The 26,882-nt window shown below is 66.9% G+C and carries 23 protein-coding genes and 5 tRNA genes; 9 read left to right on the forward strand and 19 right to left on the reverse strand.

Translation table 11 applies throughout. The features are described 5' to 3' along the window. Positions 1 to 100 precede the first annotated feature (100 nt). Together dnaA and Verru16B_RS00010 are read left to right on the forward strand one after the other, a co-directional pair. The gene (dnaA, locus tag Verru16B_RS00005) at positions 101 to 1,477 is read left to right on the forward strand and encodes a chromosomal replication initiator protein DnaA (RefSeq protein ID WP_069960367.1); all 1,377 of its coding nucleotides are present in this window, start codon (positions 101 to 103) and stop codon (positions 1,475 to 1,477) included. Positions 1,478 to 1,703: 226 nt separating this feature from the next. Continuing rightward, positions 1,704 to 2,291 carry a hypothetical protein gene (locus Verru16B_RS00010; protein ID WP_069960368.1) on the forward strand — a complete coding sequence of 196 codons (588 nt, stop codon included), beginning with the start codon at positions 1,704 to 1,706 and terminating at the stop codon, positions 2,289 to 2,291. A gap of 113 nt (positions 2,292 to 2,404) precedes the next feature. On the opposite strand, the gene ligA is transcribed toward Verru16B_RS00010, so the two are convergent. Further along, on the reverse strand, positions 2,405 to 4,621 hold the full coding sequence (gene ligA / locus Verru16B_RS00015; protein ID WP_069960369.1) for an NAD-dependent DNA ligase LigA: 2,217 nt from the start codon (positions 4,619 to 4,621) through the stop codon (positions 2,405 to 2,407). Between the two features lie 116 nt (positions 4,622 to 4,737). Then, a complete protein-coding gene (locus tag Verru16B_RS00020; RefSeq protein WP_069960370.1) occupies positions 4,738 to 5,205 on the reverse strand; it encodes a VanZ family protein in 468 nt (155 codons plus the stop codon). A 146-nt stretch (positions 5,206 to 5,351) separates the two neighbouring features. Between Verru16B_RS00020 and Verru16B_RS00025 the strand changes: the two genes are divergently transcribed. Both Verru16B_RS00025 and Verru16B_RS00030 read left to right on the forward strand, forming a co-directional pair. After that, a tRNA-Pro gene (locus Verru16B_RS00025) sits at positions 5,352 to 5,428 on the forward strand. Positions 5,429 to 5,606: 178 nt separating this feature from the next. Then, positions 5,607 to 5,683: transfer RNA gene (locus Verru16B_RS00030), tRNA-Arg, on the forward strand. An 18-nt stretch (positions 5,684 to 5,701) separates the two neighbouring features. Here Verru16B_RS00030 and Verru16B_RS00035 read toward each other — a convergent pair. The 3 genes from Verru16B_RS00035 to Verru16B_RS00045 form a co-directional block, all read right to left on the reverse strand. Next, positions 5,702 to 6,232, reverse strand: a complete 531-nt coding sequence (locus Verru16B_RS00035) for a YkgJ family cysteine cluster protein (RefSeq protein WP_169829260.1) — start codon at positions 6,230 to 6,232, stop codon at positions 5,702 to 5,704. Between the two features lie 58 nt (positions 6,233 to 6,290). Next, positions 6,291 to 6,539, reverse strand: a complete 249-nt coding sequence (locus Verru16B_RS00040) for a GIY-YIG nuclease family protein (RefSeq protein WP_069960372.1) — start codon at positions 6,537 to 6,539, stop codon at positions 6,291 to 6,293. A 273-nt stretch (positions 6,540 to 6,812) separates the two neighbouring features. Further along, positions 6,813 to 6,888, reverse strand: a tRNA-Ala gene (locus Verru16B_RS00045). 191 nt (positions 6,889 to 7,079) lie between these two features. On the opposite strand from Verru16B_RS00045, the gene Verru16B_RS00050 reads away from it, so the two are divergent. Then, positions 7,080 to 7,478 (forward strand): hypothetical protein, encoded by a 399-nt coding sequence (locus Verru16B_RS00050; protein ID WP_069960373.1) that lies wholly within the window; start codon positions 7,080 to 7,082, stop codon positions 7,476 to 7,478. Between the two features lie 97 nt (positions 7,479 to 7,575). On the opposite strand, the gene Verru16B_RS00055 is transcribed toward Verru16B_RS00050, so the two are convergent. Further along, complete coding sequence (locus Verru16B_RS00055) at positions 7,576 to 8,175, reverse strand: lysophospholipid acyltransferase family protein (RefSeq protein ID WP_237023516.1); 600 nt, start codon at positions 8,173 to 8,175, stop codon at positions 7,576 to 7,578. 204 nt (positions 8,176 to 8,379) lie between these two features. On the opposite strand from Verru16B_RS00055, the gene Verru16B_RS00060 reads away from it, so the two are divergent. Both Verru16B_RS00060 and Verru16B_RS00065 read left to right on the forward strand, forming a co-directional pair. Beyond that, complete coding sequence (locus Verru16B_RS00060; protein ID WP_237023450.1) at positions 8,380 to 8,922, forward strand: hypothetical protein; 543 nt, start codon at positions 8,380 to 8,382, stop codon at positions 8,920 to 8,922. Between the two features lie 61 nt (positions 8,923 to 8,983). Next, positions 8,984 to 10,054 carry a hypothetical protein gene (locus tag Verru16B_RS00065; RefSeq protein ID WP_069960375.1) on the forward strand — a complete coding sequence of 357 codons (1,071 nt, stop codon included), beginning with the start codon at positions 8,984 to 8,986 and terminating at the stop codon, positions 10,052 to 10,054. Positions 10,055 to 10,124: 70 nt separating this feature from the next. Here the strand turns inward: Verru16B_RS00065 and Verru16B_RS00070 are convergent. The 8 genes from Verru16B_RS00070 to Verru16B_RS00105 all read right to left on the reverse strand — a co-directional run bounded on the left by Verru16B_RS00070 (position 10,125) and on the right by Verru16B_RS00105 (position 18,399). After that, positions 10,125 to 10,201, reverse strand: a tRNA-Asp gene (locus Verru16B_RS00070). Between the two features lie 63 nt (positions 10,202 to 10,264). Next, positions 10,265 to 11,215 (reverse strand): riboflavin biosynthesis protein RibF, encoded by a 951-nt coding sequence (gene ribF, locus Verru16B_RS00075; protein WP_069960376.1) that lies wholly within the window; start codon positions 11,213 to 11,215, stop codon positions 10,265 to 10,267. Continuing rightward, the gene (gene truB / locus Verru16B_RS00080) at positions 11,212 to 11,940 is read right to left on the reverse strand and encodes a tRNA pseudouridine(55) synthase TruB (protein WP_069960377.1); all 729 of its coding nucleotides are present in this window, start codon (positions 11,938 to 11,940) and stop codon (positions 11,212 to 11,214) included. The genes ribF and truB overlap by 4 nt, the downstream gene beginning before the upstream one ends. Beyond that, positions 11,937 to 12,935: a DHH family phosphoesterase gene (locus tag Verru16B_RS00085; protein WP_237023451.1), complete on the reverse strand. Its 999-nt coding sequence runs from the start codon at positions 12,933 to 12,935 to the stop codon at positions 11,937 to 11,939. Before Verru16B_RS00085 ends, truB begins: the two co-directional genes overlap by 4 nt. Further along, complete coding sequence (gene rbfA / locus Verru16B_RS00090; protein WP_069960379.1) at positions 12,932 to 13,282, reverse strand: 30S ribosome-binding factor RbfA; 351 nt, start codon at positions 13,280 to 13,282, stop codon at positions 12,932 to 12,934. The genes Verru16B_RS00085 and rbfA overlap by 4 nt, the downstream gene beginning before the upstream one ends. Before the next feature lie 43 nt (positions 13,283 to 13,325). Beyond that, on the reverse strand, positions 13,326 to 15,800 hold the full coding sequence (gene infB, locus Verru16B_RS00095) for a translation initiation factor IF-2 (RefSeq protein ID WP_069960380.1): 2,475 nt from the start codon (positions 15,798 to 15,800) through the stop codon (positions 13,326 to 13,328). A 41-nt stretch (positions 15,801 to 15,841) separates the two neighbouring features. Further along, positions 15,842 to 17,068, reverse strand: coding sequence for a transcription termination factor NusA (gene nusA / locus Verru16B_RS00100; RefSeq protein WP_069960381.1), 1,227 nt, complete (start codon positions 17,066 to 17,068; stop codon positions 15,842 to 15,844). Positions 17,069 to 17,199: 131 nt separating this feature from the next. Then, positions 17,200 to 18,399 (reverse strand): DUF2851 family protein, encoded by a 1,200-nt coding sequence (locus Verru16B_RS00105; RefSeq protein ID WP_069960382.1) that lies wholly within the window; start codon positions 18,397 to 18,399, stop codon positions 17,200 to 17,202. Positions 18,400 to 18,504: 105 nt separating this feature from the next. Here Verru16B_RS00105 and Verru16B_RS00110 point away from each other — a divergent pair. Beyond that, positions 18,505 to 18,592, forward strand: a tRNA-Ser gene (locus Verru16B_RS00110). Positions 18,593 to 18,810: 218 nt separating this feature from the next. On the opposite strand, the gene Verru16B_RS00115 is transcribed toward Verru16B_RS00110, so the two are convergent. From Verru16B_RS00115 to Verru16B_RS00135, 5 genes are all read right to left on the reverse strand, one after another. Then, positions 18,811 to 19,503, reverse strand: coding sequence for a zinc metallopeptidase (locus tag Verru16B_RS00115; RefSeq protein ID WP_069960383.1), 693 nt, complete (start codon positions 19,501 to 19,503; stop codon positions 18,811 to 18,813). Between the two features lie 102 nt (positions 19,504 to 19,605). Continuing rightward, the gene (locus Verru16B_RS00120) at positions 19,606 to 21,663 is read right to left on the reverse strand and encodes a M3 family metallopeptidase (RefSeq protein WP_069960384.1); all 2,058 of its coding nucleotides are present in this window, start codon (positions 21,661 to 21,663) and stop codon (positions 19,606 to 19,608) included. A gap of 63 nt (positions 21,664 to 21,726) precedes the next feature. Beyond that, the gene (locus tag Verru16B_RS00125) at positions 21,727 to 23,214 is read right to left on the reverse strand and encodes a hypothetical protein (protein ID WP_069960385.1); all 1,488 of its coding nucleotides are present in this window, start codon (positions 23,212 to 23,214) and stop codon (positions 21,727 to 21,729) included. A 415-nt stretch (positions 23,215 to 23,629) separates the two neighbouring features. Further along, positions 23,630 to 25,483: a TonB-dependent receptor domain-containing protein gene (locus Verru16B_RS00130; RefSeq protein ID WP_069960386.1), complete on the reverse strand. Its 1,854-nt coding sequence runs from the start codon at positions 25,481 to 25,483 to the stop codon at positions 23,630 to 23,632. 88 nt (positions 25,484 to 25,571) lie between these two features. After that, positions 25,572 to 25,805 carry a ferredoxin gene (locus Verru16B_RS00135; RefSeq protein ID WP_069960387.1) on the reverse strand — a complete coding sequence of 78 codons (234 nt, stop codon included), beginning with the start codon at positions 25,803 to 25,805 and terminating at the stop codon, positions 25,572 to 25,574. Between the two features lie 123 nt (positions 25,806 to 25,928). Between Verru16B_RS00135 and Verru16B_RS00140 the strand changes: the two genes are divergently transcribed. Then, positions 25,929 to 26,822, forward strand: coding sequence for a rhomboid family intramembrane serine protease (locus Verru16B_RS00140; RefSeq protein WP_069960388.1), 894 nt, complete (start codon positions 25,929 to 25,931; stop codon positions 26,820 to 26,822). The last annotated feature ends 60 nt before the right edge of the window (positions 26,823 to 26,882 follow it).

The raw sequence follows: 26,882 nt of genomic DNA on the forward strand, positions 1-26,882 counted from the left end.
CCCCAGACCCATTTTCCCTTGTGTGACAGACGGCCCGACGACGCGGAACCAGCAACCTCAGCCCGATGGTGTGAATAAACCGTCCCCTTCCGCCAAGTCCATGTCCCACCCCACCCACCAGACCAACCTCTGGGAAACCGTAAAATGTGACCTCAAAGGGCTCTTCCCCGATGATGTGTTCCAGATGTGGTTTGAGCCCATGCGCTGCGTGGAGAGCACGGAAGACGCCGTGATCCTGGGCGTGCCCAACGATTTCGCCGCGATCTGGATCCATGACAACTACCTCGACCTGATCTCCCAGCGCCTGCGCCTGGCCTCCGGCCGCATGGTCCAGGTCAGCCTCCGGAAGGTCGACGCCAACGGCAACCCGGCCCCCCGTTTCAGCGCCCCGGTCGAGCCCAAGGCCAAGCCCGCCCCGAAGCGCACCGTCCGCTACGACGAACGCTCCGCCGCCGCCGGCACGCTCAACCCGCGCAACACCTTCGAGACCTTCGTCGTCGGCCCCAACAACCAGCTCGCGCACGCCGCCGCCCTCGCCGTCTCCCAGGCCCCCGCCCAGGCCTACAATCCCCTCTTCATCCACGGCTCGACCGGGCTCGGCAAGACCCACCTGATGCACGCCATCGGGCACAGCATCCTGCAGCGCAACCCCGAGGCCAAGATCGCCTACCTCTCCACCGAGAAGTTCACCAACGAGTACATCCACGCGATCCAGGAGAACGCGCTGACCAAGTTCCGCCAGCGCTACCGCAACGTCGACGTCCTCCTCATCGACGACATCCAGTTCCTGTCCGGCAAGGAGCGCATCCAGGAGGAGTTCTTCCACACCTTTAACGACCTCTTCGAGTCCCAGAAGCAGATCGTCCTCTCCAGCGACCGCCCGGTCACCGAGATCGCCACCCTCGAGGCCCGCCTCGTCTCCCGCTTCCAGTGGGGCCTGTCCGCCGACATCCAGTCGCCCGACTTCGAGACCCGCGTCGCCATCCTCCGCACCAAGGCCGCCACCCTCAAGATCGACCTCCCGCAGAACGTGGTCGAGTTCATGGCGCAGCACATCTCGAAGAACATTCGCCGGCTCGAGGGCGCCCTGATCAAGATCTCCAGCTACGCCGTCCTCACCGGCAAGCCCCTCGACCTCGCCTCCGCCGAGCACCTCCTCAAGGACGTGCTGATGGAGGAGGCCCAGAACCGCCTCAACATCGAGGGCATCCAGAAGCGCGTCGCCGATCACTACCAGATCCGGCACTCGGACATGACGAGCAAGCGCCGCCCCAACGCCATCGCCTTTCCCCGCCAGATCGCCATGTATCTCAGCCGCCAGCTCACCCGCCACTCCCTCCAGGAGATCGGCGAGGCCTTCGGCGGCCGCGACCACGGCACCGTCATCCACGCCGTCAAGACCGTGGAAAACATGATGGAGCAGGACGATTCCGTCCGCGGCAGCGTCGACTTCCTGAAGACGCAGCTGGCGAAGTGACGCGCCCCCCGGGCGCGTCATCCTGAGCGTTGTCGGAGGCCCCCCCGGCGACTCTATGCTGGAGCCCGGGCGACCTCGCCCGCACAGCTTCCCGCCCGCGGCAACCCGTCCGGTGTACCGGGCCTACCCCGATCGAACCCCGCCCCCACCCCAGACTTGTCGTTTGCCGGGTCTTGCCTCTAATTCGGGTCCTTCGCGTCCCCGTACGCCTCAACCACCCTTTCCCATGTCCCTCTCCCCCGAACAAACCCAAGCCGTCGCCGCATGGGTCGCCGCCGGCGACAACCTCTCCCTCGTCCAGAAAAAGCTTCTGGAGGAATTCAAGATCACGATGACCTACCGCGACGTGCGCTTCCTCGTGGACGACCTCAATCTCGCGCTTAAGGACCCCGCCCCCAAGGCCGACACCTCCGACGTGTCCAAGGCGCAAGTGCCTCCCCCGGGGGCCGCGGCGACCCCGCCGCGGTCGGCGGAAAAGAAGGGCTTCGTCGACAAACTGAAGGAAAAGGTCGGACTCGGCGGCGATGCCGCCGACGACGATCTCCCGCCCGAGGCCGAATTTCCCGAGGACGCCGGCATCCCGGCCGATGCAGCCGCCGGCAGCCTCACCCTCGACGTGGACCGCATCATGCGCCCCGGCACGGTGGTCAGCGGCACGGTGACCTTCAGCGACGGCGTGAGCGGCAAGTGGGGCCTCGACCAGTACGGCCGCCTTATGCTCGACACCGGCGTGAAGGGCTACCAGCCCAGCCCCGCCGACGTGCAGACCTTCCAGCGCGAGCTCCAAGCCCACCTGCAGCGCCAAGGCTACTGATGTAGGGCGGGATCGCCGACGGAGGCTTGGCGGAGAGGGCGAAGCAATCCCGCCATCCGGTGGATGCAATATCACGTTCGAGGCGGGATTTGGAAATCCCGCCCTACATCGAACTACCCCTGCACCATCTTCAAAAACTCAGCTTCGTCGATGATGGCGACGCCGAGCTCCTTCGCCTTCTCCAATTTCGACCCGGCCTCCTCCCCCGCCAGCACGTAGGCCGTCTTCTTGCTCACGCTGCCGCTGACTTTCCCGCCGGCCGCCAGGATCTTCTGCTCGGCCTCCTCGCGCTTCAGCGTCGGCAACGTGCCCGTGAGCACGAACGTCTTGCCCGTGAAACGCCCGGCTGTGACCACCGTGCCCTGCGGGTCTATGCCCAGCTTCGCCAGCTTGCCCAGCAAACGCCGGCCCGGCTCGCTGGTGAAAAAATCCACCGTGCTCGCCGCCACCGCCGGACCGATATCGGACGGTATGCCAGCCAGGATGCCTCCGTTGAGCGCGGTCAGCTCGGCGTCGATCTCGACGCGACGAGCCTTGCGCCGCTCCTTGTCCACTTCGTCCTTGGGTGGATTCTTCTTCGACGCCGGGCCGTCCCGCTCGCGCTCCAACTCGAGGGCATCTCTCCGCAGCACCGCTTGGAGCAATTTCGAATCCGTCAGCTCGGCAAAGCTCCGGTGCCGCCGGCCGAGTTCCCGGGCGGTGGACTCACCCACGTCCGGCACACTCAGGGCATAAAGCCATTTCTCGAGCGGCAGGGCCCGCGCGGCCTCGCGCGCGGCGACGACCTTCGTGGCGTTCTTCTCGCCAAAGACCCGCGGCTCCTCCGCGGTGCCGAGATTGAGCGTCGCGAGGGTTTCGAGGGCCACCTCGTACAAATCCGGCGGATCCTGCACATGGCCGAGTTCGACCAATTTTGCCGCCACGACCCCGCCCACCCCGTCAATGGCGAGCGCGCGCCGGCTGCAAAAGAAACCCAGCCGCCCGGCCCGCTGGGCGGAGCAATCGTAATTCTGGCACTTCCACGCCACGCCCTGCGCCTCCTCGTCGGCGACCTCCAGCTTGGCAATCTTGCCGCCGCACACCGGACACTTGTGCCCGACCGCCGCCGGCAGGTCGAACTCCGGCGCCCCGGCCGGACGCTCCTCGGGGAAGGATTTCAACACCGCCGGGATCACCTCGCCGGCCTTCTCGATCTCGACGAGATCGCCCACCCGGATGTCCTTGCGGCGGATCTCCTCCTCGTTGTGCAGCGTGGCCCGGGCGATGGTGCTGCCCGCCAGGAAAACGGGCTCGAGTTCCGCCACCGGGCTGAGGATGCCGGTCTTGCCGACCTGGATCGTGATGGCCTTCAGCCGCGTGCGCGCAGTGTCGGGCTTGTATTTGTAGGCGATGGCCCAGCGCGGGGCCTTGTCGGTCGAGCCGACCTCGCGTTGCAACGCCATGTCATTCAGCTTCACCACGGCACCATCGGTACCATAGGCAAAGCTCCGCCGGAGCTGGTCCAGTGCGTTGATGGCCGCCCACGCTTCGTCGATGCCCTGCGCGTGCCAGATCCGCTCCACCCCCGGCAGGCCCCAGGCCTGCAGCCGCCCATGCAGGTCGGCTTGCGATTCCACGACGCGGGGTTCGCAGTGGCCGAGGCTGTAGAGGACGATCGACAGCTTGCGTTTGGCCACCTCGGTTGAATCGAGCTGCTTGATGGTCCCGGCCGCCGTGTTACGCGGATTGGCAAAGAGCTCTTCGCCCGCCGCGGCGCGCTCGGCGTTGATGCGCTCGAACTCGGCCGCGGTCAGGTAGATTTCGCCGCGAATTTCGACGATATCGGGCACCTTGGCTTGGGCGCCGCCCTTGAGCTCACGAGGGATGGAAGCGATGGTGAGCACGTTGGCCGTCACATCGTCGCCCTTGTCGCCCTTGCCGCGGGTGACCGCGCGCACGAACCTTCCCTGCTCGTAGGTCAGGCTCACGGCGAGGCCGTCGATCTTGGGCTCCACCGTGTAACGCAGGTCGTCCCGGCCCAGCAGCTTGACCAGCCGGGTGTGGAAGGCCCGCACCTCCTCCTCGTTGTAGGTGTTGTCGAGGCTCAGCATCTTCTGCCGGTGCGCGACCTCCTTGAACCCCTGCACCCGGTCGTCGCCGACTAACTGCGTGGGGGAATCGGCGCGGGCAAACTGCGGAAACTGTCCCTCGAGGTCGGCCAATTCCTTCTTCAGCGCATCATACTCAAAATCGGAAATCTCCGGCTTCGCCTGCCGATAGTAACGCTCGTCATGCCGCGACACCTCCGCCCTGAGTTCAGCGATGCGTTTCTGGGCCTCGGCGGGGGTCATGACGGCAAACTAGGCAGGAGTTCGGATGAAATTTCAACCCGGAGCTGAGTAGTACCCATTGGCCACAAAAGGCACAAAAAGCGCAAAAGGAGAACCATAGTCTCGGCAAAACTAATTCAGGACTGCTCCGCTTTTGCGCCTTCTGTGCGCTTTGTGGCTAAAACCTCTGTCGCTTGGGCCTTCTTGCGGGCCTTGAGTATCGGCGTCTCCAGCAACCGCCGATACGCCGGCCAGCGGAGATAGAGCGTGACCGCCACGGCGGCCCCGACCGTATCCGCCGCCCAGTCGGCCAGGTCGTAGCTCCGATAGACATTCAGGCTCTGCCGGAACTCATCCCCCAACCCGTAGAGCGAGGCCAGCGGCAGCGCCCACCACAGGCCCAGCAACGGCCAGCGGATCAACGCCGGATGCCGCAGGATGGCCGTGGCCAGCGCCCCGTAGGCCGCGAAATGCCCGAGCTTGTCGGGCTCCAACCAGCCCATATCGGGCACGGCCGCCGGATACCCTGAGGACCACGTGATCGTACCGGCCAGCAGGAAGGGCAGGACCCGGGCGGATTGGAGCTGAAAGCGGGATGCCGGCATGAAAGCGCGACGTTGAGTCAAAATCCCCGCCTCGTCGCCGTAAAAATACCCCGCCCACCCCGGGGCAGAGCGATCCGCGGACGGCCGAAAATAATAACTTGCCTAGCGGTGGGGCATACGGCTTCTTGACCCTTCCGATGAATCATCGGGCTGTAGCGTAGCCTGGTAGCGCGCTTGCATGGGGTGCAAGAGGTCGTGAGTTCGAATCTCACCAGCCCGACCATTTTCCCCGAAACGCATGATGGCAACGTCCTGCGTTTCTTTATGCCCGGCTCCGGGCACGCCGGTGGGTAAACCCTAAGCTCCTCCCGGGCAATGGACCGCCCCGCGCCGCCCGCCGGCGGGTGCCAGAAAAAGTACTGCAATCAGGGCAAAATAGCCTCATCACACTGCCCGGTTTCGTCCTCATAGCTCAGCTGGATAGAGCATCGGTTTTCTAAACCGACGGTCGCGTGTTCGAGTCACGCTGGGGACGCCATTTTCACCCCACCCGCACTCACTTGGCCCCGGCCTTGGTGTAAAACTTGTCGATTGTCAGCAGACTGAGGTGGTGCATCGCCAGGCTCAGCTCGGCGAAGGTGTCCATGTCCGCGGGGTCCGCCCCGCCCGCTTCCAGCCGCCGCTTGGTGCGGCGAAAACGCTCGTTCATCGCGTGGTGCTCGTCGGTGTCCCCCAAGGCCCGCAGGAGCCGACGCACGTCGTCCGCCTGCCGCCGCGCCTGCTTCACGAGCCGCAACGCGGCGCCGGCCTCCATCCGGCCGGCGCGCACATCCTGGAACACGCCGCACTCAAAACTGCGGCATTGCCCGGGCCGGTCCGCATAGAGCCGGCAGCTGCGATCCGCACACAGCGCCGCGCAGGGCTGGCGAAAACGTGTGACCGGGGTCGCCCCGCGCGAGGTCCGGACCGGCAGCCCGAGCGCCTTCAATTTCGCCGCGTCGTCCCCCGGCTCCAGCCGCACATGATGAAAGAGTGTGCCGTCACAGCACAGGCCGCATGCCAGGCAAAGTTGTTCCGCGGGGGTCACGACCGCAGCATCCGGCAACCGAGGCCGGGAGCGCAAGCCGGGGTCTGCGGGAATGGGCTTAGAGTCGTTTCTTGCCGAACGCCCGGCCGGAGGGGGATTTGAGGTATTTCTCAAATGCCGCGGCTTTGGTGCGGTCGCGGAAAGCCACTGCCGTTTTGATGCGCCAAGGTCTTTGCTTAGCAGTGTGGGGGACGCCACCGGCATTATGCTTGGCTAACCGGGCGGACAAATCGTCGGTCAAACCGACATAGAATCCTCCCTGCGCGGACAGGGACTCGAGAATATAGACGTAGGCGAAATCGTTCATGCGATTCGGCCCGTTGGATCACTTTTAATCTCGTTTGGGCCACGTTGCCAAGTCCCGCCTACATCGGGCGCTTAGCGGGTGGATCGTAGTCGCCCGTCTTCCGTGGCTGGCTTGCCGAGGCCCGCCTGCGCCCTGCGGACTTCCGCCGTCGCCCTGCGGGCTATGGCGTGACGAGTCGGCGCGGCAGCCTTCGCCAAGGCGTAGCGTGGATTCTACCTTAGGAGCACGTCTGCTGGAGCTGGCTTGCCGAGCCGTAGCTCGTAGAGCGAAGGCTGGTGGAGCAGATCGGGATCAAACCGACGACCTCGTCGTTGCGAACGACGCGCTCTATCAACTGAGCTACTGCCCCCCAATCCAGCGGAGCGGTCTTATTGAGGGACCGCCCCGCCGGAGTAAAACACAATTTTCCGCCCTCCTTTCCCCCTCACCCAGCGCGATTTAACCCGACCGCAATATTGGCCCCTAATTTGCTGTTGCGAGTGACCGGATGGAGGGGGGATACAGCCTCTCCTTCCCTTAACCTGAAATAGAAATCAAAACATGAAAAAGTCCGCCAAGTCCGTTCCCGCCGCCAAGGCCAAGCCCGCCGCCAAGCCCGCCATCAAAGCCGTGACCAAGGTCGTCGCCAAGTCCGCCCCGGCCAAGAAAGCCGCCGCGCCGGCCAAGAAGAAGCCCAGCAGCGAGCCAGCCACCTTCCTCTCCGCCCAGATCGACATCGGCTTCGGCAACCACCTCTACGTCCGCGGCGAAGGTCCGGGCCTGAGCTGGGACCACGGCCTGGCCATGGACAACACCGGCTCCAACCTCTGGACCGCCACCATCAAGGGCGCCAAGCTCCCCGTCGTCTTCAAGGTGCTCGTCAACGACCTCACCTGGAACGTGGGCGCCGACTACAGCGTCGACGCCGGCCAGAGCATCACGGTTTACCCGACGTTCTGAGACTTCAGTCTGTAGGGCGGGGTCGCCGAACCCCGCCGCGAGCACGGCATCATGTTCGCACGAAGGCGGGGTTCGGCGACCCCGCCCTACATCATGTTCAATCCGCCGGATCCGGATTGATCGCCAGCAGCGCTGCGCGCACGTCGTCGGCCGAGAGCTTCTCCCCCGCCTCCGTCAGGGCCGGCAGCACCGCGCTGCGCATCTTGATCCGGGAAAACGGCGCCGGGATGTAGAATCGGTCCCAGCTCTTCAGCCGCCACGAACGGGTGAACTCCGCACCGATGAGCATCATCGGGGCCTGGTTGCGGCGCGTCACCACCAGCACGCCCGGCTCGACCGTGTACATCGGCCCGCGCGGGCCGTCGGGCGTGATGCCGATGTCATGCCCCTGGCGCATCACCTCGATCAGCGCCCGCCCGGCCTCGCGGCCGAAATTGCTGCTCGAGCCCCGCACCGGCACGATGCCGATGAGCCGGTAGAACGCCGCCAGCCAGGCGCCGTCCTTGCTCGCGCTGACCAAGCCATACACCGCCCGGCGCGTGCGATAACGCCGGAAGATCTCGGCGGAAAGAAACAACCGGTTGTGCCATAGCACGACCGCCAGCGGCACATCGGACTTGCTCAGCCGCTCCACCGTCCCGGCATCGGCCTCGAAGCGGAGGGTGCGGGCCCAGACCCGCAGCACGGCGGCCAGCACCCACAGCAACAGCCAGCGCCAGCCGGTGACCTCGTTGATGGAAGCTGGGGGCGGGGTTTGCAGAGGCCCCGTTTATGCCGGCAGACCGGGCCCGTCGCCAAGTTAAACTTGCGTAGTCATCCGTAGGCTCGGCGAAGGCTGAAGCGCCACAAATCCTTGCAACCACGCATGGACTGCAGCCACTTCAAAGCTGACCCCTGCCCAATGCCCGACCCGCTGCCCACGTGTCCACTCCTGCCGTCCGCCCCCGCGGCGATGGATGCGAGCGCGCTCTCGGCCCACGGGGCGGCCCGCGACGCCGCCTTCTACCTCACCGCCCTGACCTACGCGCAGCATCTCTGGCAACGCCGGCTGGCCGCGCGGGCGATCCTCTCGCTCGACCGGGCTCTCGGCGCCGATCTCCGGGGCGACGAGCCCGAGTTGCAGGCCTGGCCCCTGCCCTACGGCCCCATGGCGTGGTTTCTCCGCCACACCCCGCCCGGTGTGTTCATCGGCAACCCGCGCGTGCATTTTCAGCATCTCGCCGACCGCATGAACGAGCCGCGGCGCGACCAGCGCCGCTGGCGCACCTGGGCCTGCTGGGCCCTGGGCCGCGTCGTCCGCCCGGAATTCGGCCCCGACCCCCGGCATGCCGTCATCGAACCCACCACCGCGGAGATCGCCGACCGCTTGCGCGCCCACGGCCTGCCCGGCGAGGCGGCACACTGGGAGAACATTTTGCGCAATTGTGAGCGCAACGCGCCCTGACCAGTGACTTGTCCGCCGGCCGCCGACCCGGTACGACTAAAAGCTCACCCCCCTACCCCGCATGCGTCTGACCCTACCCCGTCTCACCTGGGCCCTGGCCTTGTCCAGCGCCCTCCTCGCCCCCGCCAAAATCGAGGATTGGAAGGATCCCCAAGGCAATGTGTTCAAGGCCGAGCCCGCCGAGGCCCTCGGACCCTTCGCGCTTTTCCGCACCCCGACCGGAGGCGGCCGCCGCCTGCCCTGGCGCGCGCTCAGTCAGGAGGACTGCGTGCGCTTCCATGAACAGACCGGCACCAAACCCGAGCGCGCCGACCGCTGGGCCGACGCCACCGGCCAGCTGACCGGACGCCTCCGCGGCTACCTGCGCCAGTACGAGGAAGTGACCCTCGTGCCCGTCGACCTCCGCACCCTGCCCGAGCCCGAGATCCTGATCGTCTTCATCGTCGAGAACTCGGCCAGCGGCTCCTGGGACATGAGCACCCAATCCATCCCCCTCTTCAAGGACCTGCAGGCCAAGCACCCCGGTGAGGTCGCCGGTATCCAGTACGGGGTGAACCACGGCGCGCAGGAGCATGGCGACATGAACATGCGGAGCAACGTGCCTTGGCCGATGGTGGACTATGAGGAACAGCGCCGCATCCCCGCCCTGTTCCGCCTTTCCCCCAAGATGGGTGATTTCGCCCTGTTCGCCCTCTCCCGCGATGGCGTGCCCATCTTCGGCGTCAGCAATCCCGACGCTGCCGCGGTCACGCAGTTCTTCACCGACGCGCATGCCCTGCTCGGCCTGCTGCATCCGGCCAACCCGAAAGGCTGGGCCGAGCGCGCCCACTATCTCTCCGCCCTGCACGCCTCCCGCCACCGCACGGATGCCGCCGGCCCCGTGCTCGTGGGGGACCCGCTCGTGCCGAAGGGCCTGAGCGACCGCGGCATTTACCGCGTCGAGGCCAAGATCGAGGTCGGCGCCGACGGCAAGGTCACGGCCGTCACCCTCAAGGAGGATGCCGCTATTCCCGCCGAGATGGCCCCGGCCCTCGCCAAGGCCCTGCAGCGCTCCGCCGTCTTTGTACCCGCCGTGAACCAGGGCGTCTTCGTCCCGGGCACCTACGACTACCTGAAAGAAGTGCCGCGTTGAGCCGGCCGCCGCCGGCGCTGAACCGGCGCAAAAAAAGGCCTCCCTGCGGGGAGGCCTTTTTCTTGAAAACTGGCGGGATGGACGAGACTCGAACTCGCGACCTTCTGCGTGACAGGCAGACGCTCTAACCAACTGAGCTACCACCCCGTTGACCGGGAAAGAGGCCGCAACGTAGATTCGCGGATAGGGCTGTCAAGCGTCGTTTGGAAATTACCCGGCGCTCCGGCGGGCGAAATAATCCAAGGCCGTTTGCCGGTCCGTTTCAATCTGGCGCTGCAGGGCCTCCAGACTGCCGAACTTGCTCTCGGGACGAAGGAAATGAAGCCAATGCACGGTGAGCGAGGCCCCATAACCCAGCGTGGACTCCTCCAGCAGGTGCACTTCCAAAAGGGGCGAGGTGTCCTGCCCCACCGTCGGCCGCAGGCCGTAGTTGGCGACGCCCTGGAGGGCCTTCCCTGGCCCGGTGGTGACCTCGACCGCATAGACCCCGTGGCGGGGCGGCAAACCGGGTTGCCAGGCCAGATTGAGGGTCGGAAACCCAAGGGTCCGGCCCAACTGCCGGCCCGGCTGCACCACGCCTTCGCTGAAATAGGTGTACCCCAGCAGGGCGTTGACCCCGGCGATGTCGCCAGCCACGAGCAGCTCCCGGATCCGCGAACTGCTGATGGGGGCGCCGTTGTGGTTCAGGCGCGGGGCGCTGGTGACCGACAACCCGGCCCGCGTCGCCGCCGCCACCAGCAGGGCAACATCCCCCGTGCGGCCGCGGCCGAAGCGCCAGTTTTCGCCGACATAAAGGGCCGCCAGGTGCGGCAGGTGGCGCTGCAGGTGCGGCACAAAATCCTCCGCCGCGAGCGCGGCATACGCGGCGTTGAAATTCTGCTCGATAAGCACGTCCACGCCGAGCCGGGCCAGCACGGCGCGCTTGGCCGCCGGCGGCAGCAGCAGGGGGGTCGGATTCGCGGGCCGCAACAACACGCTCGGGTGCGGCGCAAAGGTCAGCACGCCGGCCAGTCCCCCGCTCCGCCTGGCGGAGTGGATCGCGGCCTCGATCACCGACTGGTGCCCGAGGTGGACCCCGTCGAACATGCCGACCGCCAGGTGCAGGGGCTGGGCGGGCAGGTCCGCCCGTTCCAAGCCGTCGATCTGCCGGAGACCGCTCACAGGGCGACGCGCGGCGCCGCCTCGTAGATCGGGATCAACCGCTTTTCGATGTCGGGCAGGGCCATGGTCTCGATTTCCTCGAGGGGGAGGCATTGCTTGATCGTGAACTGGCCGCTGGCCGTGCGCCTCAGCGCCGAGAGGTGCGCGCCACAGCCGAGCTTGTTGCCCAGATCATGCGCAATCGTCCGCACGTAGGTGCCCTTGGTGCAATGCAGGTCAAAGGTCAGCTTGGGCAGGTCGAAGGTCAGCAGGTCGAAGGCCGTCACGCGGATGAACCGCGGCTCGCGCTCCACCTCCTCGCCCTTGCGCGCCAGCTTGTAGAGCGGCACGCCGTCGATCTTGATGGCCGAGTGCATCGGGGGCGTCTGGTACTGGTCGCCCATGAAGGTCTTCATCACCTCGCGCACCTGCGCCACGGTGAGCTCCGGCACGGGCCGCGTCTCCATCATCTCGCCCTCGGCGTCCTGCGAGTCGGTGACCACGCCGAGCGTGGCCTCGCCCTCGTAGGCCTTGTCCACGCTCATGAGGTATTGCGAGATGCGGGTGGCCTTGCCGATCAACATGACGAGCACCCCCGTGGCCATCGGGTCGAGCGTGCCGGCGTGGCCGATCTTCTTCATGCCGAGCTTCCGGCGCAGCCGGTAGACCACGTCGTGGGAGGTCAGGCCCTTGGGCTTGTCCACGAGGAGCACGCCCTCCATTTCCTTGGTGGGTCCGAGGCTCATGCGAGGGCGGCGTCGACCTCGTTGAGGCGCTGGGTGATGGCGGCGAGGAGGGCGGGATAAAAGTCGGGGAGCGTGCCGGGCCAGTTGAGACCGGCGGCGTTGGCGTGCCCGCCGCCGTTGAACTGGGCGGCGATGGTGTCCATGCGATAAACGCTGAGCTTGCCGCGCAGGCTGGCCTTGACGGTGCCGGGGCGCTCCTCGATGAGCACGCCGATCTCCACCCCGTCGATGGACCGGGCATAGTCCACGAGACCCTCGGTGTCCTCCTCGGTGGCCCCGCTGCTGGCGAATATACCCTGCGGCAGCACGCCGAGGCACACCCGGCCGCCGCATTCCAGGCGGAGCGAGCCGATGAAATGCTGGAGGAGCTTCAGCTTGCCGAGCGACTCGCGCTCATACAGCTCCGCGCCCGCGAGCGCGGGATCGGCCCCGCGGGCGACCAGCTCGGCGCTGAGCCGGAAGACACGCTCGGAGGTCGACGGAAAACGGAACTGGCCCGTGTCCGTCATCATGCCCGTGTACAGCGCCTGGGCCGTCACCCGGTCGATCGGGAGGTCGGCGTCGAGGAACAGGCCCGTGAGCACCTCCGCCGCGGCCGCCGAGGCGGTGTCCACGAAGTCGAAGCGGGCGAAACCCTGGTTGGAGATGTGGTGGTCGACGCAGGCGATCGGCGCCGAGTACATCGTGCGGACCTTCTCCCCGGCCCGGCCATGGTCGGCACAGTCGGTGAAGATCGCGACCCGGCCCTCCGGCGAAAGCTCGTCACGGCCGTAAAACGGGGTGTCGCCGACCAGGAACTTGATGCGCCGCGGCACCTTGTCGGGGTTCATGCACACAGCCTCCACGCCGTGGGCGCGGAGCACGCGGCACAGGGCGACCTGCGAGCCGATGCAGTCGGCGTCGGGCCGCTGGTGGCCGATGACGGTGACCTGCTTGCCGCGCAGCTCGGAGACCAGCACGGCGAAGCGGGCGGCGAAGCGCGGGTAGTGCATCATGGCTTGGGTGTCTCCCGGTCGATCTCGCCGAGCAGCGTCTCCACCCGCAGCGTGCGCGGGGCGTGGTTGTCGTGCACGAAGGTCAGCAGCGGGACGTGGCGGATGATGACGTTCTTCGCCAGCATCTCGCGGATCTCGTCGCGGCGGCCGCGGAGCCACTTCCCGGTCTTTTCCGCCACCGTGTCGTCGCCGAGGACGGAATAGTAGACCTTGGCTTCGCGCAGGTCGCCCGTGATCTCCACGCTGGTGATGGTGATGCCGACCGCCTCGCTCGTGTAGCGCTTGCGCAGGAACGCGCTGGTCTCGCGCTGCAGGAGCTCGTTGACGCGGAGGAGGCGGTTGGACATGGCGTGACGGGATGGAACCGTGGCCCGGAGGGCGGAACGGCGGTCAGAGCGAGGCCCGGACCTTCTGGATTTCGAAGCACTCGATGCGATCGCCCGGCTGGTAGCCGTCGAAGCCGTCGAGCCGGATGCCGCACTCGAGACCGGCGCGAACCTCGTTCGCGTCGTCCTTGAACCGGCGGAGGGTACCGACCTTGCCCTCGTAGAGGGACTCCTTGCCGCGGCGGACGCGGGCGGTGGCGCCGCGGTTGATCTTGCCCTCGGTGACGAGACAGCCGGCGACGAAGCCCTTGGCCACGGGGAACACCTGGCGCACCTCGGCGCCGCCCAGCTTGTTCTCCTTGAGATCGGGGTCGAGCAGGTCGGCCATCATCTCGCGCAGGCGGTCGCCCAGCTCGTAGATGATTGAGAAATTCTCGATGGTCACGCCGTGGTGCTTCGCGAGCGCGGTCACGCCGTTTTCCTGCTTCGTGTTGAAGCCGATGATGACGGCCTTGCCGGTGCTGGCCATCAGCACGTCGTTCTTGCTGATCACGCCGACGTCGGACGCGACGATGCTGAGCGAGACCTTGGTGCTCTTGATGCCCTCGAGCACGTTCTTCACGGCCTCGAGCGAGCCGAAGACGTCGGATTTGAGCACGACGCGCAGGACCTTGGCCTGGGTGGCCGCGATGTTGGCGAAGAGGGCCTCGAGGGAATTGTCCTTCGGCACGGCGTCCTCGCTGATCGTGGTCTTCTTCAGCAAGTCGGAGGCCTCCTCGGCGAGTTTCTCGGCCTCGCGGGCGTTCTTGGCGCTGACAAACTTGGCGCCGGAATCCGGCGAACCGGACCAGCCGATGACGCGCACGGGCATGGCCGGCGGGGCTTCCTTGATGGTGTTGCCCTGGTCGTCGTACATGGCGCGGACCTTGGCGTAGTGCGGACCGCACACGATGGCGTCGCCCACGCGCAGGGTGCCGCGCTGCACGATGATGGTGGCGAGCGGGCCGCGGCCCACGTCCACCTGGGACTCAATGACCACGCCGCTGGCCTCCGTCTTCGGGTTGGCCTTCAGCTCCAGCACGTCGGCCTGGAGGAGGATCATGTCGAGCAATTCGGTGATACCCTGGCCCTTGATGGCGGCGACAGGGACGGTGACGGTCTCGCCGCCCCAGTCCTCGGGCGCGATCTGGCGCTCCTGCATCTGCTGCTTCACGCGGTCGAGATTGGCGCCCTTCACGTCCATCTTGTTGACGGCAACCATCATCGCGACGGCGGCGTCCTTGGCATGCTGCAGGGCCTCGTCGGTCTGCGGCATGAAACCATCGTCGGCCGCGACCACGAGGACCGCGATGTCGGTGACGGAGGCGCCGCGGGCGCGCATCTTGGTGAAGGCGGCGTGACCGGGGGTGTCGAGGAAGGTGACCTTGCGGCCGTTGTGCTCGATCTGGTAAGCGCCGATGTGCTGCGTGATGCCACCGGCCTCGCCGGCGGCGACGTTGGCCTTGCGGATGGCGTCGAGGAGGGAGGTCTTGCCGTGGTCGACGTGACCGAGGATGCAGACCACGGGGGGACGCGGGGCGAGGTTCTTGAGGTCTTCCTCGCGGGCCTTCTCCTCCTTGTTGATCTTGGCCTTCTCGGGCGTGACGACGGGCGCGGCGGCCTCGCCGCGATGCTTGATGTCGAGCAGGAAGCCGTGCTTCTCGCCGAGCTTGGTGGCCACAGCCTCGTCGATGGACTGGTTCATCGACGCGAAAATGCTCATCTCCATGAGCTCGGAGATCAGCTTGAACGGCTTGAGGCCGAGCGCGACGGCGAAGTCGCGCACGATGATCGGCGGCTTGAGATGGATGATTTTGACGCCGCCCTCCTCGGTGACGGTCATCGAACTCGCGGCGGCCGCGGCGCCCGGCGTGGGCGGGAGCACCGGGGCGGTCTTGGCGACGGGCGCCGGCGGCGGCATCGGCGGGCGGGCCGAAGGCATGGGCATCGGCGGCGGGGCGACCGGGGCCTTGGCCATGGGGGCGGGCGCCACCGGCGGGCGGTAGGCAGGCACGGGCAGCGGCGCCGGGGCGGGCCGCGGGGCCATCGGGGCGGAAACGAAGGGACGCGGAGCCGGCACGGGGGGCGGCGCCAGCGGCGCCTTGGCGGCGGGGGCCGGCACGGCGGCGACCGGGGCCGGCGGCGGGTTCAACGCGGCGCTGGCGGCAGCGCGCGCGGCGGCGGCAGCCTTGGCGGCCTCTTCCTTCTCGCGGAGAATGTCCTGCGCCGACTTCACGAACACGCCGGCGGGCAATTTTACCTTGGACGGTTCGAGCACGGTGGCCGGGGTCGAGGCGGGCTCGGCGGCATGAACCTCGGGGGCGGCGGGGGCCGGCGGCGGGTTCTTGGCGGCGATCTCCTGCTCCAGCGCCTCGGCCGTGATGTTGTCCACGGTGCTGGAGACGCTCTTGGCCGGATAGCCGCGTTCCTTCAACAAGGACATGAGGTCCTTGTTGTCCATGCTGAGCTTCTTCGCGAGTTCGTGAATGCGGATGCTCATTCGGTGGCGGGGGCGCGGGGCGGGAGGTTGAGTTGCAAAGTTTAGTTACCCGAGACCTTGGCGATGATGCCGGCGGCCTCTTCCGGGGAGAACCCGGCGTCGGCCAGGTCGGAGGCCTCGACGCCCTCGAAGGCGGCGGGGGAATTGATGCCGTTTGCGACCAGGCGCTCGGCCAGAGCGGCCTCAAAGCCGTAGGTGCCGGTGAGCAGGGCGATGGCCTGCGCGCGCGGGTCGGCGGTGACGACCTTGAATTCCTCGATGTCGAGGCGCCAGCCCACGAGGCGGGAGGTCAGGCGGGCGTTCTGGCCCTTGCGACCGATGGCGACGGCGAGGTCGTCGTTCACCACGCGGACGAGGATGCGCTTGTTCTTTTCGTCGAGCAGGATCTCGCGCGGCACGGCCGGCTTGAGCGCCTCGATGAGCATTTCCTTCGTGTCGGCGTGGTACGGGATGATGTCGATCTTCTCGCCGCCGAGCTCGCGGACGATGCTCTTGACGCGGGCGCCGCGGGCGCCGACGCAGGCGCCGACCGGGTCGACCTTCGGGTCGGCGCTGGTGACGGCGATCTTGGTGCGGTAACCGGGCTCGCGCGCGAAGGCCTCGATCTTGACGGTGCCGTCGGCGATCTCGGTGACCTCGAGCTCGAAGAGGCGGCGGACAAACTTGGGGCTGGCGCGGCTGAGGATGATCTCGGGGCCGCGGCTGCTGTTCTCGATCTCGAGGAGGATGCAGCGGATGCGCTCGCCGGGGGCGTATTCCTCGCCGGGGACCTGTTCCTTGCCCGGCATGACGGCCTCGGCCTTGCCGAGGTCGATGAAGAGGTCGTTGCGCTCGCGGCGGCGCACGGTGCCGCTCACGATGTCGCCCACGGAGTCCTTGAAGTCGTCGTAGATGCGCTCCTTCTCAAAGGCGCGCAGGCGCTGCATGATCGCCTGGCGGGCGGTCTGCGCGGCGATGCGCCCGAGGTAGGACGGGTCGATTTCCTTCTCGATGATGTCGCCGTTCACGGCCCCGGCCTTGAACACCTGGGCCTTCTCGACGTGGATCTCGAGCTTCGGGTCGGACACGGAGTCCACGACCTTGAGCATCGACCAAGCCTTCATCTGGCCGTTCTTGGGGTTGATCTCAATCTTGAGTTCCTGGCCGGAATTGACGCCCTTCAGGGCGGCCGTCTTGATCGCGTTGACGATCGTGGAGATCATATCGGCACGGGGAATGCCCTTCTCCTTCTCCATGTATTCGAGGACGGACAGGATTTCGCTGCTCATGGTGTGTTTTGATTAATGGGAAAAAAAAAGCGGACCCGAGGGCCCACTTTTTGGAAAGTGAACTAGTTGTAGGGGGTGGAACTTACCGGGTCGCGCAAAGACTTGTCAAGCCCCGGCAAGGGGCCTGCAATTCAGCCACTTGCACGAGCATCCCGCTCAATGATCCAACCAAGCAAACCTTGGGCCCAGCCATGGGTCTGTGGGCCCACCCCCTTTCCCGCCAACCCGAGGGAGCCGAGCGCCCGCCGGACTTCCCCCGGCGCATCGCCCAAATACCACTGAAACCAACGGTCCTGCTGATCCTTCCCGGTCCCGGCGGCGACCAAGGGTAAAAGACCGTCGCACACGAGGTTGTCCAAGCGCGAGCCACCGAGGACCCCACCCGTGATTTCATCCCGGACCCACTCCCGGAGCGCGGCCAGTTCCAGCTGTTGCCGGACCGGCCGGGTGGACGGCCCCACGCTGACCCGGGCCGACGGCAACGCTTTCAATCGATTGGGCCAGTCGGGCCGGGCGGCGACCCAGGCGGCATATTGCTGCAAGCGCCGGCGAGGATGATTGGCCGGCCGGACCGCCTGGGTCTGCCAGGCCGCATCCGCTTCCCGGTAAATCGCGGCGAGGTCGGGTCCCCTGCCCCACTCCGCCAAAGGGTGCCGGCCGGCCACCGCGAGCATCGCGGCCCGGTTGTGCCGGTAACCCAGAATCTCCAGCGCCGTGTGGTGCGCCGCTTCGGTCCAGCCGAGTTTGCTCAGGCGGATCCCGGCAAACCTCATCTTTTGCCCCCACCGGTCCCGGGCCCGGCGCAGCAACATTTCCCGAAGATCCGCGGGCGGCAGCAGGGACAGCTCCGCGATCTTCTCGGCGGTATCGCGCGCCGTGAGATTCTCCAGCGCATCATCCGAGGCGTATTCCTCCAGCCCCCGGTGCAGCCGCGGGAGCAGCACGAGCGTCGGCAACGGCTCGCCAACATGCGACCGCGCCTCGGCCTGGTTTTCGGGGGGAGGAAACAACACGACGTGCAACACGACCCGGTCGTAGGCGCGATCCGTGGCGTGGCCGTGCGCCCGCCAGTCGCTGGCGTGGAAGTGCACTTCGATGTCGCCGGTGACTTCCCGGCGCTCCATCAACAGGCTGGCCCCCAGAAAGTCCGGACCTCCCCGCAGATTCCAGGCGCCCGGCCGCACGACCGCAAGGGACCGTCCATCCGTCAGGCGCAGGCCCTGGGTATCAAAATCCTGCCGCAGCCAGATTTTCTGCACCACGCGCTCCGCCATGGTGTACGGGCCATAGAGACCCTGCATCTCGTGAACCTGCGTGCTGATCGTGGCCATGGGGGTGAGTCCTGTCGCCTGGCCCTGCGACACATTTTGCTGACTCGACACAGCGCCAAATCCGCCAACGCTGCGAGTAGGAATTTTCACCTGAAATCAGGCATCGGAAGGGTGGCAGAGTGGTCTATCGCGGCGGTCTTGAAAACCGCTGAACCGCAAGGTTCCGGGGGTTCGAATCCCTCCCCTTCCGCCAGTCTCCGCCCGCCGTGCCAGCGGCGAGGAGACTGCCGCGTCGTAACCCGCGTTCAGCGGGTGGAGGCGGGCGCGCTGTCCCCGCGTGCTTCGATTCGACCAGCCATAGCGCTTTGGGGCGCAGCGAATCAATCCCTCGCCTTCCGGCACCATCCCCCAAAAAAAGCCCTCCCGGCCGGCGGCACAGGAGGGCGAACAATCAGGGGGGCTGCCCGACGCTCACTCGTCGCGGCGCGAGCCCATCAGGATGAGCACGATGTGCAGCAAGCTGCCCAGCGAGGCCACGAAGGCGGCGACGTAGGTCAGTGCGGCGGCGTCCAGCGTCTGGTTCACGCCCGGCATCTCGTCGCGATCAAGGATGCCCAGGTTCACGAGCTGCGCCTTCGCCCGGTTGCTGGCATCGAACTCCACCGGCAGGGTGACCAGCTGGAAGAGACAGATGACGGCCAGCGCGGCGGCGCCGAGCATCAGAAACATCCCGCCAAGGCCCTGCGCGCCGAGCACGATGCCAATGATGATGAGCAGCTGCGAGGCGCCCGACGAAATCTGCGTCGCTGGCACCAGCGTCTGGCGGAGCTTCATCATCGAGTAGCCCACCTTGTGCTGGATGGCATGGCCGGCCTCGTGGGCGGCGACGCCGAGGGCAGCGAGGCTGGTGCCGTGATAATTCTGTTCCGAGAGCGCCAGGCGCTTGTTGCTGGGGTCGTAGTGGTCGGTCAGCTGGCCGGGCACCTGCACGATCTCGACGTCACGGATGCCAGCGCTCTGCATGACCGCCGCGGCGGCCTCGCGGCCAGTGATGCGGCCACGCGACAGGATCTGCACATTGCGGTTATAGGCGCTCGACACGCGCATCTGGGCGTAGAAGCCGAACAGCATGGGCACAGCGATGAGGACAATCATGATCATCATGGTGGTAAAGAGGGTTGAAGGCCGTGAAGTTTGCCGGGACGGGGATTTTTTCCAGTGAAAACGCTCCCGGTGGAAACGCCGGCCCGGGCTTGTAATCAGACGCTAGACCAGGCCCGCCCGCACCAGCAGGGCCTGCAGGTCGGGCGGCCGGCCCATGAACGCCACGAAGAGCTCCATGGGGTCGGCGCTGTTGCCCCGGCTGAGGATGTGGCGGACAAAATCCCGACCCACAACCGGGTTGAACACCCCCTCGCGCTGGAAGCGCGTGAAGGCATCGGCATCGAGCACCTCCGCCCACTTGTAGGAATAATAACCGGCGGCGTAGCCGACCGGATCGGAAAAGAGGTGGGTGAAACGGTTCTCGATCGTCGGCGTGGGCGGCTCGGTCGGGGTGAGATAGTCCGCCAGCCGGCCCCGGAGCCAAGCCCCGAGGTCCGGGCCCATCGCGGCGACGGGCTGCATGTGCAGGTCGAGATCCAGCCGCGCAAAGGCCAGCTGCCGCATCGTGAAGGTGGCGCTCCGGAAATTCTTCGCCGCGATCAGGCGGGCGAAGAGCGGCTCCGGGATCACCGCGCCGGTCTCGTGGTGGCGGGCGAAGAGATCGAGGCTTGCCCGCTCCCAGCACCAGTTTTCCATGATCTGTGAGGGCAGCTCTACAAAGTCCCAGGCCACGTTGACTCCATTGAGCGACTTGATCGCGACCTCGCCGAGCAGGTGATGCAGCAGGTGGCCGAACTCGTGGAAGACCGTTTCCACCTCATGGTGCGTGAGGAGCGCGGGGCGGTCGCCCGCCGGCGGCGTGAGGTTGCCGCACATCAAGCCCAGGTGCGGCGCCCGCCCGCCCCCGGGCTGCGGGCCGCCCGTGATGAGATAATTCATCCAGGCCCCGCCCCGCTTCGACTCGCGCGGATGCCAGTCGGCGTAGAACGAACCGAGGTGCCGGCCGGCCGCGTCGTGCAACTCGTAGAATTTGACCTCCGGATGCCAGACCTCCACCGCGCCCGCCGGCCGTTCGGTGACCCGCAGACCGAAAACCCGGCCGACAATCTCAAACATCCCGGCGAGCACGCCCGGCAGCGGGAAATAGGGCCGCAACTGCTCCTCATCAAAATCGTAGCGCGACCGGCGTAGTTTCTCCGCCCAGAAGCCAACCTCCCACGGCGCGAGCCGCGCGGCGGGGCCGCCGGTCTGCTGGGCCTTGAATTCCTCCAGCTCCCGGGCCTCGCGGTCGAAGGCCGGTTTCACCCGCTCGTGCAGGTTCGCGATGAACTCGAGGGCCTTGGCCCCACGCCCAGCCATGCGGCGCGCCAGCACCAGGTCGGCGAAGTGCGCCTCGCCCAGCAGCCCCGCCTTCTCCTGGCGCAACGCGAGAATCCGGGCGACCAGTTCCGGATTCGCGTGCGGGGCCACGCGCCCGACCGCCGCCGCCGCCTGCCACACCTCGCGTCGGAGGGATGTATCCTCCGCGTAAAGCATGACCGGCTCCTGTGAGGGCATGGGCAGCGAGAAACGCCAGGCCGGCTGCGCCTCCGTCCCGTGCCCCTTCTTGAGCGCGCTCTGGCGTGCGGCCTCGCGGGCATGATCCGGCAGGCCGCGTAGGCGCGCGGGGTCGGTGACGATCAGCTCCCAGGCGTTGGTGGCATCAAGGACATTTTCCGCGTACTTCTGCGTCAGCTGCGCGAGCTCGCTTTGCAGGGCTTCTAACCGCGCTTGCTTGTCCACGGGCAGATCGGCGCCCTGCTGACGGAAATCCGCCAGCGTCTCCGTGAGGAAACGCCGATGATCACCCGACAAAACCCGGGCGGAAGGATGCGCCGCCGCGGCCTTCACCCGGAGCCACAGTGCGGCGTTCAGCGGGATCTTCGCCTGAAACGCCGACACCTTGGGCAGGGCCGCATTGTGCGCGGCGCGCAGGTCCGGCGCATCGGCCACGCTGGTCAGGTGCGAGACCTTGGCCCAGGTCTCGTTCAGTAATTCGGTGGCGCTCTCCAGTGCCAGAAAGGTATTCGCGTAATCCGCCTCGCCCGGCGCGATCCGCGTGATGGCGGCCAGGGCCGCCTCCGCGTGAGCGAGGGCCGCCTCCACGGCCGGCTCCACCTGGTCGGCGGTCAGCCGGGACCACGGAATCTGGAACGCACGGTCAAGAAAGGGATTGTCCATCGGACCGAAATGACCGGTCCCGGTGCGGCCCTGTCAACCGAATTGCCCGCCGCCCGTCCGTGCCTAGCGCTCAACCGGCGGCACGATTTCCAGCAGCAGCCAGAAGTCCGCCGTCTGCACCGGTCGCATCCAGGGCCCGAGCGCATGCATCAGCGGCAGCCGGTCATAATACTCCCGCTGGTCGCGGGCCAGGGTCAGGCAGCAGTGGGTGACACCGGCGGCCCGCAGCCGGCGCCCGACGGCCGCCTCGGCCAGACCTTGGGGAATCAGGGCGCTCATTTCCGGGCTCCACAGCGGCAGCACCTTCACGCCCCGCGCGACCAAAAACGCATGCAGGTAGGCGTCATCGACCACAACCCGACCGGAGCCAATGATCGCCGCGGCGCGATCATGCGTGTGGTCGCCGCGTTGCGCTGACCGGGCTGCGCCCACCTTGAGCCACGCCGCCGCCGGGATCCCCAAGGGCGACTGCATCATGACCAGGGCGCGCACCGTTGCCTCGCCCGTGAGCACGAGGAGTCCCGCCAGCAGCCAGCCCCGCCATCGTCCCGGGACCCGGCTGAGGCCCGCCCCGCCCGCCACTGCCAGCAGGGCCAGCACCGGGCTGAGCACGCGAAGCGAATACCCCAGCCCCCCCGCCGTGTAGCTCACCGAGCCAAGCCACAAGGCCAACCACCCCGCGGCCAACCAGCGGGCGAAAACCGGCCAGTTGGCGCCGCGTCGCATGCTCAACAGAGCACTGAGCAGCAGACCGGCGCCGAGCGGCCACGCCAACTGGCTGGCCTCCGCCAGGCGCTCGGCCCCGTGGCCGCTGAACCCGTAGCGGGCGCGAAAGGAGTGCATCAACCCGGCGTGCATTTCGTTGATCGGAAACCAGCCGCCGAGATCGAAATTGTAGAGCGGATTGCCTGTCCGCATCCAGACCCGCGCATACCACGGCAACAGCATGAGCAGCGTCGCGAGGACGAAACCAATCACCTCCCGTCCCGGGCGACGACGCCAGACCAGCCAGGCCAGACCGAACGGCACCAACATCAGGCCGTAATCGCGGCTCAGCGCGACCGTGCCGGCCGCCAGCGCCGCCAGCCGCCAATCCGTCTCCGTTTGGTCGCCCCCCAGGGCCCAAGCCATCGCGAGTAGACCGAGGGTGGTCAGACCCGTCTCCTGCCCCATCGACACGGACCAAGTGTGCATGGCCGAGCCGGCCAGCACGACCAGGGCCCAATACGCGGCGGCCCGCCCACCGAGACGGGCCGCCAGCATGCCCACCAGTCCGTAACCAAGCCCGGCCACCAGCAGGACGACCGGGGCGGTGAGACTCGCGTCAAAGGATCCCGCCCCCAGATAACTCCAGGCGTACAGCAACGCGACCAGCGGCGGGATGCTCTCCGGCCACATGTACCGGGCAAAATCCTCCGCTTGGATCGCGGGATAGAAACCCATGCCAGCCGCCTGCACGATCTGGCGGGCCAGGAAATCCCAGCGAAAAATGGTGTCGGGCCCGGTCAAGGGCTGCGCGACGGAACGGTAGGCGAGCAGCAGGAAAACCACGCTAACCGCGGCCCCCGCCGCGATGGCAAGGCCGCGTGGCGGGGGCGGTTCAACCCCGGGCCGCCGCGGGGGTGGCGGCGGCATCCCTCGCGGCCACACGGCCCCCAGCAGCGAGAGGACCGCGCTCAGGCCCAGCCACGATGTCCGCCCCAAGGGTATACCCGCAACCTGCGCCAGGAGCGCGGCGGAAAAGAGAATCACAGCCGACGCGAGCATCGCCGCGACGACCAGCGGCCCGCCCCGCCAGCCCTGTCGCCAGGCCGGTAGCAGGCCGCAGCCCAGATAGCCCCACAAGCACCACAAGGCCCACGCCCCCGGGAAAGTCATGCCATCACCACATCACCCGGCAGAACGTTGCCAATGTCTTTCTCGGCCGCGTGCCGCGGCGGGCGGCGCGTGGTCGCCACCCGCCGTTTCACCAATGCCAGGCGGCGCCGGCGGCAATCTGCCGGCGGGCGGCGGGAACCGCGGGCACTTCCTGGAAGTTATCATCCCACAGGTTGTCCACCCGCAGCGATAGCTCGAGGCCACGCCCCCGCGTCGGCCGCCAGTAGATCCCCGCGGAGGTCAGCACCCCGGTGTTGCCCCCGATGACCCGCAGGGAGTTTTTCTCCTGTCGCCGGTACTCGTTGTCCACGCGCAGCTCGAGGCCTTCGGCCAGGCGCGCCACCAGCGCCGCCGTGAGGCGATGCCGCGGAAAATTCAGGGCGTAGAAACTGGCGGTCACCGTGGCCGCGCCGTAATCGGCCTGCTTCTCAAGATACGTGTAACCCAGAATCAGGTCGTACCGCCCGGTGTTCAGGATCGCGACTAGCTCCAGACCTGCGGTGTCGATGTCCACGGGATTGGCGGTGCGGGCGACGACACCGTTCCGGAAAGTCCAGTCCACGAGTTCATCGTCCTGCCGGTGAAACACGGCCGCCTGCACGGTCCAGGCTTCCTGGGTGAACGCGATTCCCGCCTCGAGGTTGCGACTGGTTTCCCGCCCCAGGTTGGGATTGCCGCGGAAAAGGCCGGCCGCGGGGTTTGAATTCAACGCGGTGTAGGTCGCGACCTGGCTGCTCTCCGCGTACTGGACATACAGGCGCTGGCCGGACGGACGGCGCAAGGCCAGCTCCATGACGGGTGAAACCGCGGCTTCGTCGCGGTTGGTGTCATCATAGGCGGCACCGGCACGCAGGGTCAGCCGGCCGGCCGTCGTGTCGCGGGTGTGCTCCGGCACCACGGACAGCTTGAAATATTCCCGCGTGCGGAAACGCCCGAAGGTGAGCGAGGTGGATTCAAGGCTGTCACGCAGGTACTGCGCGGCATAGGCGACGGCCCAGGGACCGGACTCCTGCCGGCCATCGGCCGCCACGGCCCGCACCCGCGTGGTATGGATGAAGGGATTCGAGGCGCCCGGCACGACGCGGTTGAATTCGTAATCGTCGTAATTGCGCCGGTAGTAGGCTCCGACCTGCCAGAAATTCCCCGGCGCGGACTCCGCGCGGTGATTGAAGGCATAGAGCTCGGTCTGGAGAAACTCGGTCTCGTTGAAGCCAAAGGGCGTGTAGAGGTTGGGCCAGCCGAAGAATTTTTCCTGCCACCCGGCAAAAAGATCGGTCTGGGTCCCCTCCCCGACAAGTTGGACGCGCCCGGCCACGCGCTTGAATTCGTGATCACCGAACGGGATCGAGCCGGTGGATTCGGAGCGCGCCAGGTCGAGATCGGCGGCCAGCGTGCGTCCGGCCAGCGGCTCCTTCAGCACCACCCCTTGGTAAAGGCTCTGGCGTTGGGTGGAATGATCACCCACCACCAGCGCGAGTTCCCCGCGCTGCACGACCGGTCGCCAGCCATAGGCCACCGAACCGACCTGAGCGTTGAAACCGCCGGCCGCGTTGTCGGCGCCCGTCAGGATCCGGGGCGTGGTCAGCATGGCCGGCGCCACGGGGAGCTCGGCGAAGTAGTGCCCGGTCTGCGGATCAAACAGCCCGAGCGCGCCGAGCTTGAAACCCGTGTTCTCGAAAATCCCGCCACGAATCGCCACGTCCGCCTGGCCCTCGGCCAGGTTCCGGGCCTGCACATCCACGCGAGGTTCGAATTGCAGGCCGGAGACCGGCATCGCGAAGGTTGAAACCGGGGCCTGATTGGCCACCTGCTCGGAGTAAACGGACAGCTTGGGGAGGACCAACGGCTCCGGGTTGACCTGCGCCGCCAGAGCGACCGGCCAGGCGAACGCGAGGAGTAACCGAGTGAGGCGGCGCGGAGGAATTGCGAGGGAGGAGGTCATCGGTTAATTTAGAATTACAAATTGATTAACTATTAGACCAAAAACAAGGCCGCGCGCACGCGGCCTGGGATTGTCGCCGGGGCGAACCTTACTCGCCGTCGCTGCCAATGGCCTCCACGGGACAGCCCTCGAGGGCCTCCGTGCAAAGCTGGACCTCTTCCTCGGTCGTCGGCTGGGCGAAAACGAAGGAATAGCCGCCCTCTTCATGGCGCTTGAAGAACGCCGGGGCGGTCTCGCGGCAGAGATCGCAATCGATGCACTGCTGGTCCACGTAAAACTTGCCGGCTGCGTTGTCGTTCCACTTGTCTGCTTTGTTGGCCATGGGTCCGTTCAATCAAGGGGAATTCGCCGCCCTGTCAAGGAGGAGGATGCCTGCCGGTTGAGGCTTTCCCTCGCGTGCGACCCGGGCTTGTATTGTCACCCAACCGACATAAGTTTCGCCGTAATGCCGTCCGACCGATCCTACATGCGGGGTGACTATCCCCGGCCGCCCACCACCGCCTTGGTCTGGCTGATTGCGGCGATGCTGGCCACGTTTGTCCTGCAGCTCGTGCTGCTTTCGCCGTGGCTCGGCTCCAGCTCCACCCTGCCCGATCTGCTGCGCCTCACGGTTCGCAACGCCGAGCAAGGCCGGCTCTGGATCCTGGTCACCCACGGCTTCCTCCACAGCACGGGCAACCCGCTGCACATCATTTTCTCCCTCCTCGGTCTGGTCCTGATCGGCCGTGAGCTGGAGCCCCAGCTGGGCGCCCGGCGCTTCACGTTGGTGTTTGGCGGCGCACTCGTCACCGGGGCCTTCTGCTGGCTCGCGCTGCACTGGCGCACCGGGGGCGGCTACATCGGACCGAGCGCCGGCATCCTGGGCCTGCTCGTGGTACTCGCCCGGCTGTATGAGAACCAACGCATGAACTTCATGCCGTTTTTCCTCTTTTCGGTGACCATGCAGCCGATGCACTTTGTCTATGGCCTGGCGGCGATCGACGCCTTCCTGCTCATCCTCTACGAATTGCCCGGCTCGCCAGTGCCCTTCGGCTACGCCCCGTCCGTCCACCTGGGCGGCATGCTGGCCGGCTGGCTCTATTTCCAATTCCTGCACGCCAACAACGGCTGGGACCGCGCCGCGTCCTTCTCCCTGCCCACCTGGCTGCGCTGGCCCCGCCGGCGCCCGCCGGCCGCCGCCACACCCGCCGCCCCCGCCCGCACGCGCCGCGCCACCGAGACCCTGCGCGCCGATGTCGATCGCATCCTCGACAAGATCAACAGCCAGGGCTTCGGTTCCCTCACCGCGGAGGAGAAACGCACCCTGGACGACGCCAAGGACCTGCTCAACCAGCGCTAGCCCGCGGTTCATCCCTTTCCCGGACCAGCGGTCATTATTCTCGCAACCTTTTCCCCCGCC

Source organism: Lacunisphaera limnophila (genome assembly GCF_001746835.1).
GTDB lineage: Bacteria > Verrucomicrobiota > Verrucomicrobiia > Opitutales > Opitutaceae > Lacunisphaera > Lacunisphaera limnophila.

Coding starts and splice junctions, on each gene's coding strand:
- infB (WP_069960380.1), bottom strand. CDS start 15,800: ATGAGCATCCGCATTCACGAACTCGCGAAGAAGCTCAGCATGGACAAC.
- truB (WP_069960377.1), bottom strand. CDS start 11,940: ATGAGCCTCGGACCCACCAAGGAAATGGAGGGCGTGCTCCTCGTGGAC.
- Verru16B_RS00140 (WP_069960388.1), top strand. CDS start 25,929: ATGCCGTCCGACCGATCCTACATGCGGGGTGACTATCCCCGGCCGCCC.
- dnaA (WP_069960367.1), top strand. CDS start 101: ATGTCCCACCCCACCCACCAGACCAACCTCTGGGAAACCGTAAAATGT.
- Verru16B_RS00050 (WP_069960373.1), top strand. CDS start 7,080: ATGAAAAAGTCCGCCAAGTCCGTTCCCGCCGCCAAGGCCAAGCCCGCC.
- rbfA (WP_069960379.1), bottom strand. CDS start 13,282: ATGTCCAACCGCCTCCTCCGCGTCAACGAGCTCCTGCAGCGCGAGACC.
- Verru16B_RS00105 (WP_069960382.1), bottom strand. CDS start 18,399: ATGGCCACGATCAGCACGCAGGTTCACGAGATGCAGGGTCTCTATGGC.
- Verru16B_RS00060 (WP_237023450.1), top strand. CDS start 8,380: ATGCCCGACCCGCTGCCCACGTGTCCACTCCTGCCGTCCGCCCCCGCG.
- Verru16B_RS00020 (WP_069960370.1), bottom strand. CDS start 5,205: ATGCCGGCATCCCGCTTTCAGCTCCAATCCGCCCGGGTCCTGCCCTTC.
- Verru16B_RS00065 (WP_069960375.1), top strand. CDS start 8,984: ATGCGTCTGACCCTACCCCGTCTCACCTGGGCCCTGGCCTTGTCCAGC.
- Verru16B_RS00085 (WP_237023451.1), bottom strand. CDS start 12,935: ATGATGCACTACCCGCGCTTCGCCGCCCGCTTCGCCGTGCTGGTCTCC.
- Verru16B_RS00120 (WP_069960384.1), bottom strand. CDS start 21,663: ATGGACAATCCCTTTCTTGACCGTGCGTTCCAGATTCCGTGGTCCCGG.
- ligA (WP_069960369.1), bottom strand. CDS start 4,621: ATGACCCCCGCCGAGGCCCAGAAACGCATCGCTGAACTCAGGGCGGAG.
- nusA (WP_069960381.1), bottom strand. CDS start 17,068: ATGAGCAGCGAAATCCTGTCCGTCCTCGAATACATGGAGAAGGAGAAG.
- Verru16B_RS00135 (WP_069960387.1), bottom strand. CDS start 25,805: ATGGCCAACAAAGCAGACAAGTGGAACGACAACGCAGCCGGCAAGTTT.
- Verru16B_RS00010 (WP_069960368.1), top strand. CDS start 1,704: ATGTCCCTCTCCCCCGAACAAACCCAAGCCGTCGCCGCATGGGTCGCC.
- Verru16B_RS00130 (WP_069960386.1), bottom strand. CDS start 25,483: ATGACCTCCTCCCTCGCAATTCCTCCGCGCCGCCTCACTCGGTTACTC.
- Verru16B_RS00040 (WP_069960372.1), bottom strand. CDS start 6,539: ATGAACGATTTCGCCTACGTCTATATTCTCGAGTCCCTGTCCGCGCAG.
- Verru16B_RS00115 (WP_069960383.1), bottom strand. CDS start 19,503: ATGATGATCATGATTGTCCTCATCGCTGTGCCCATGCTGTTCGGCTTC.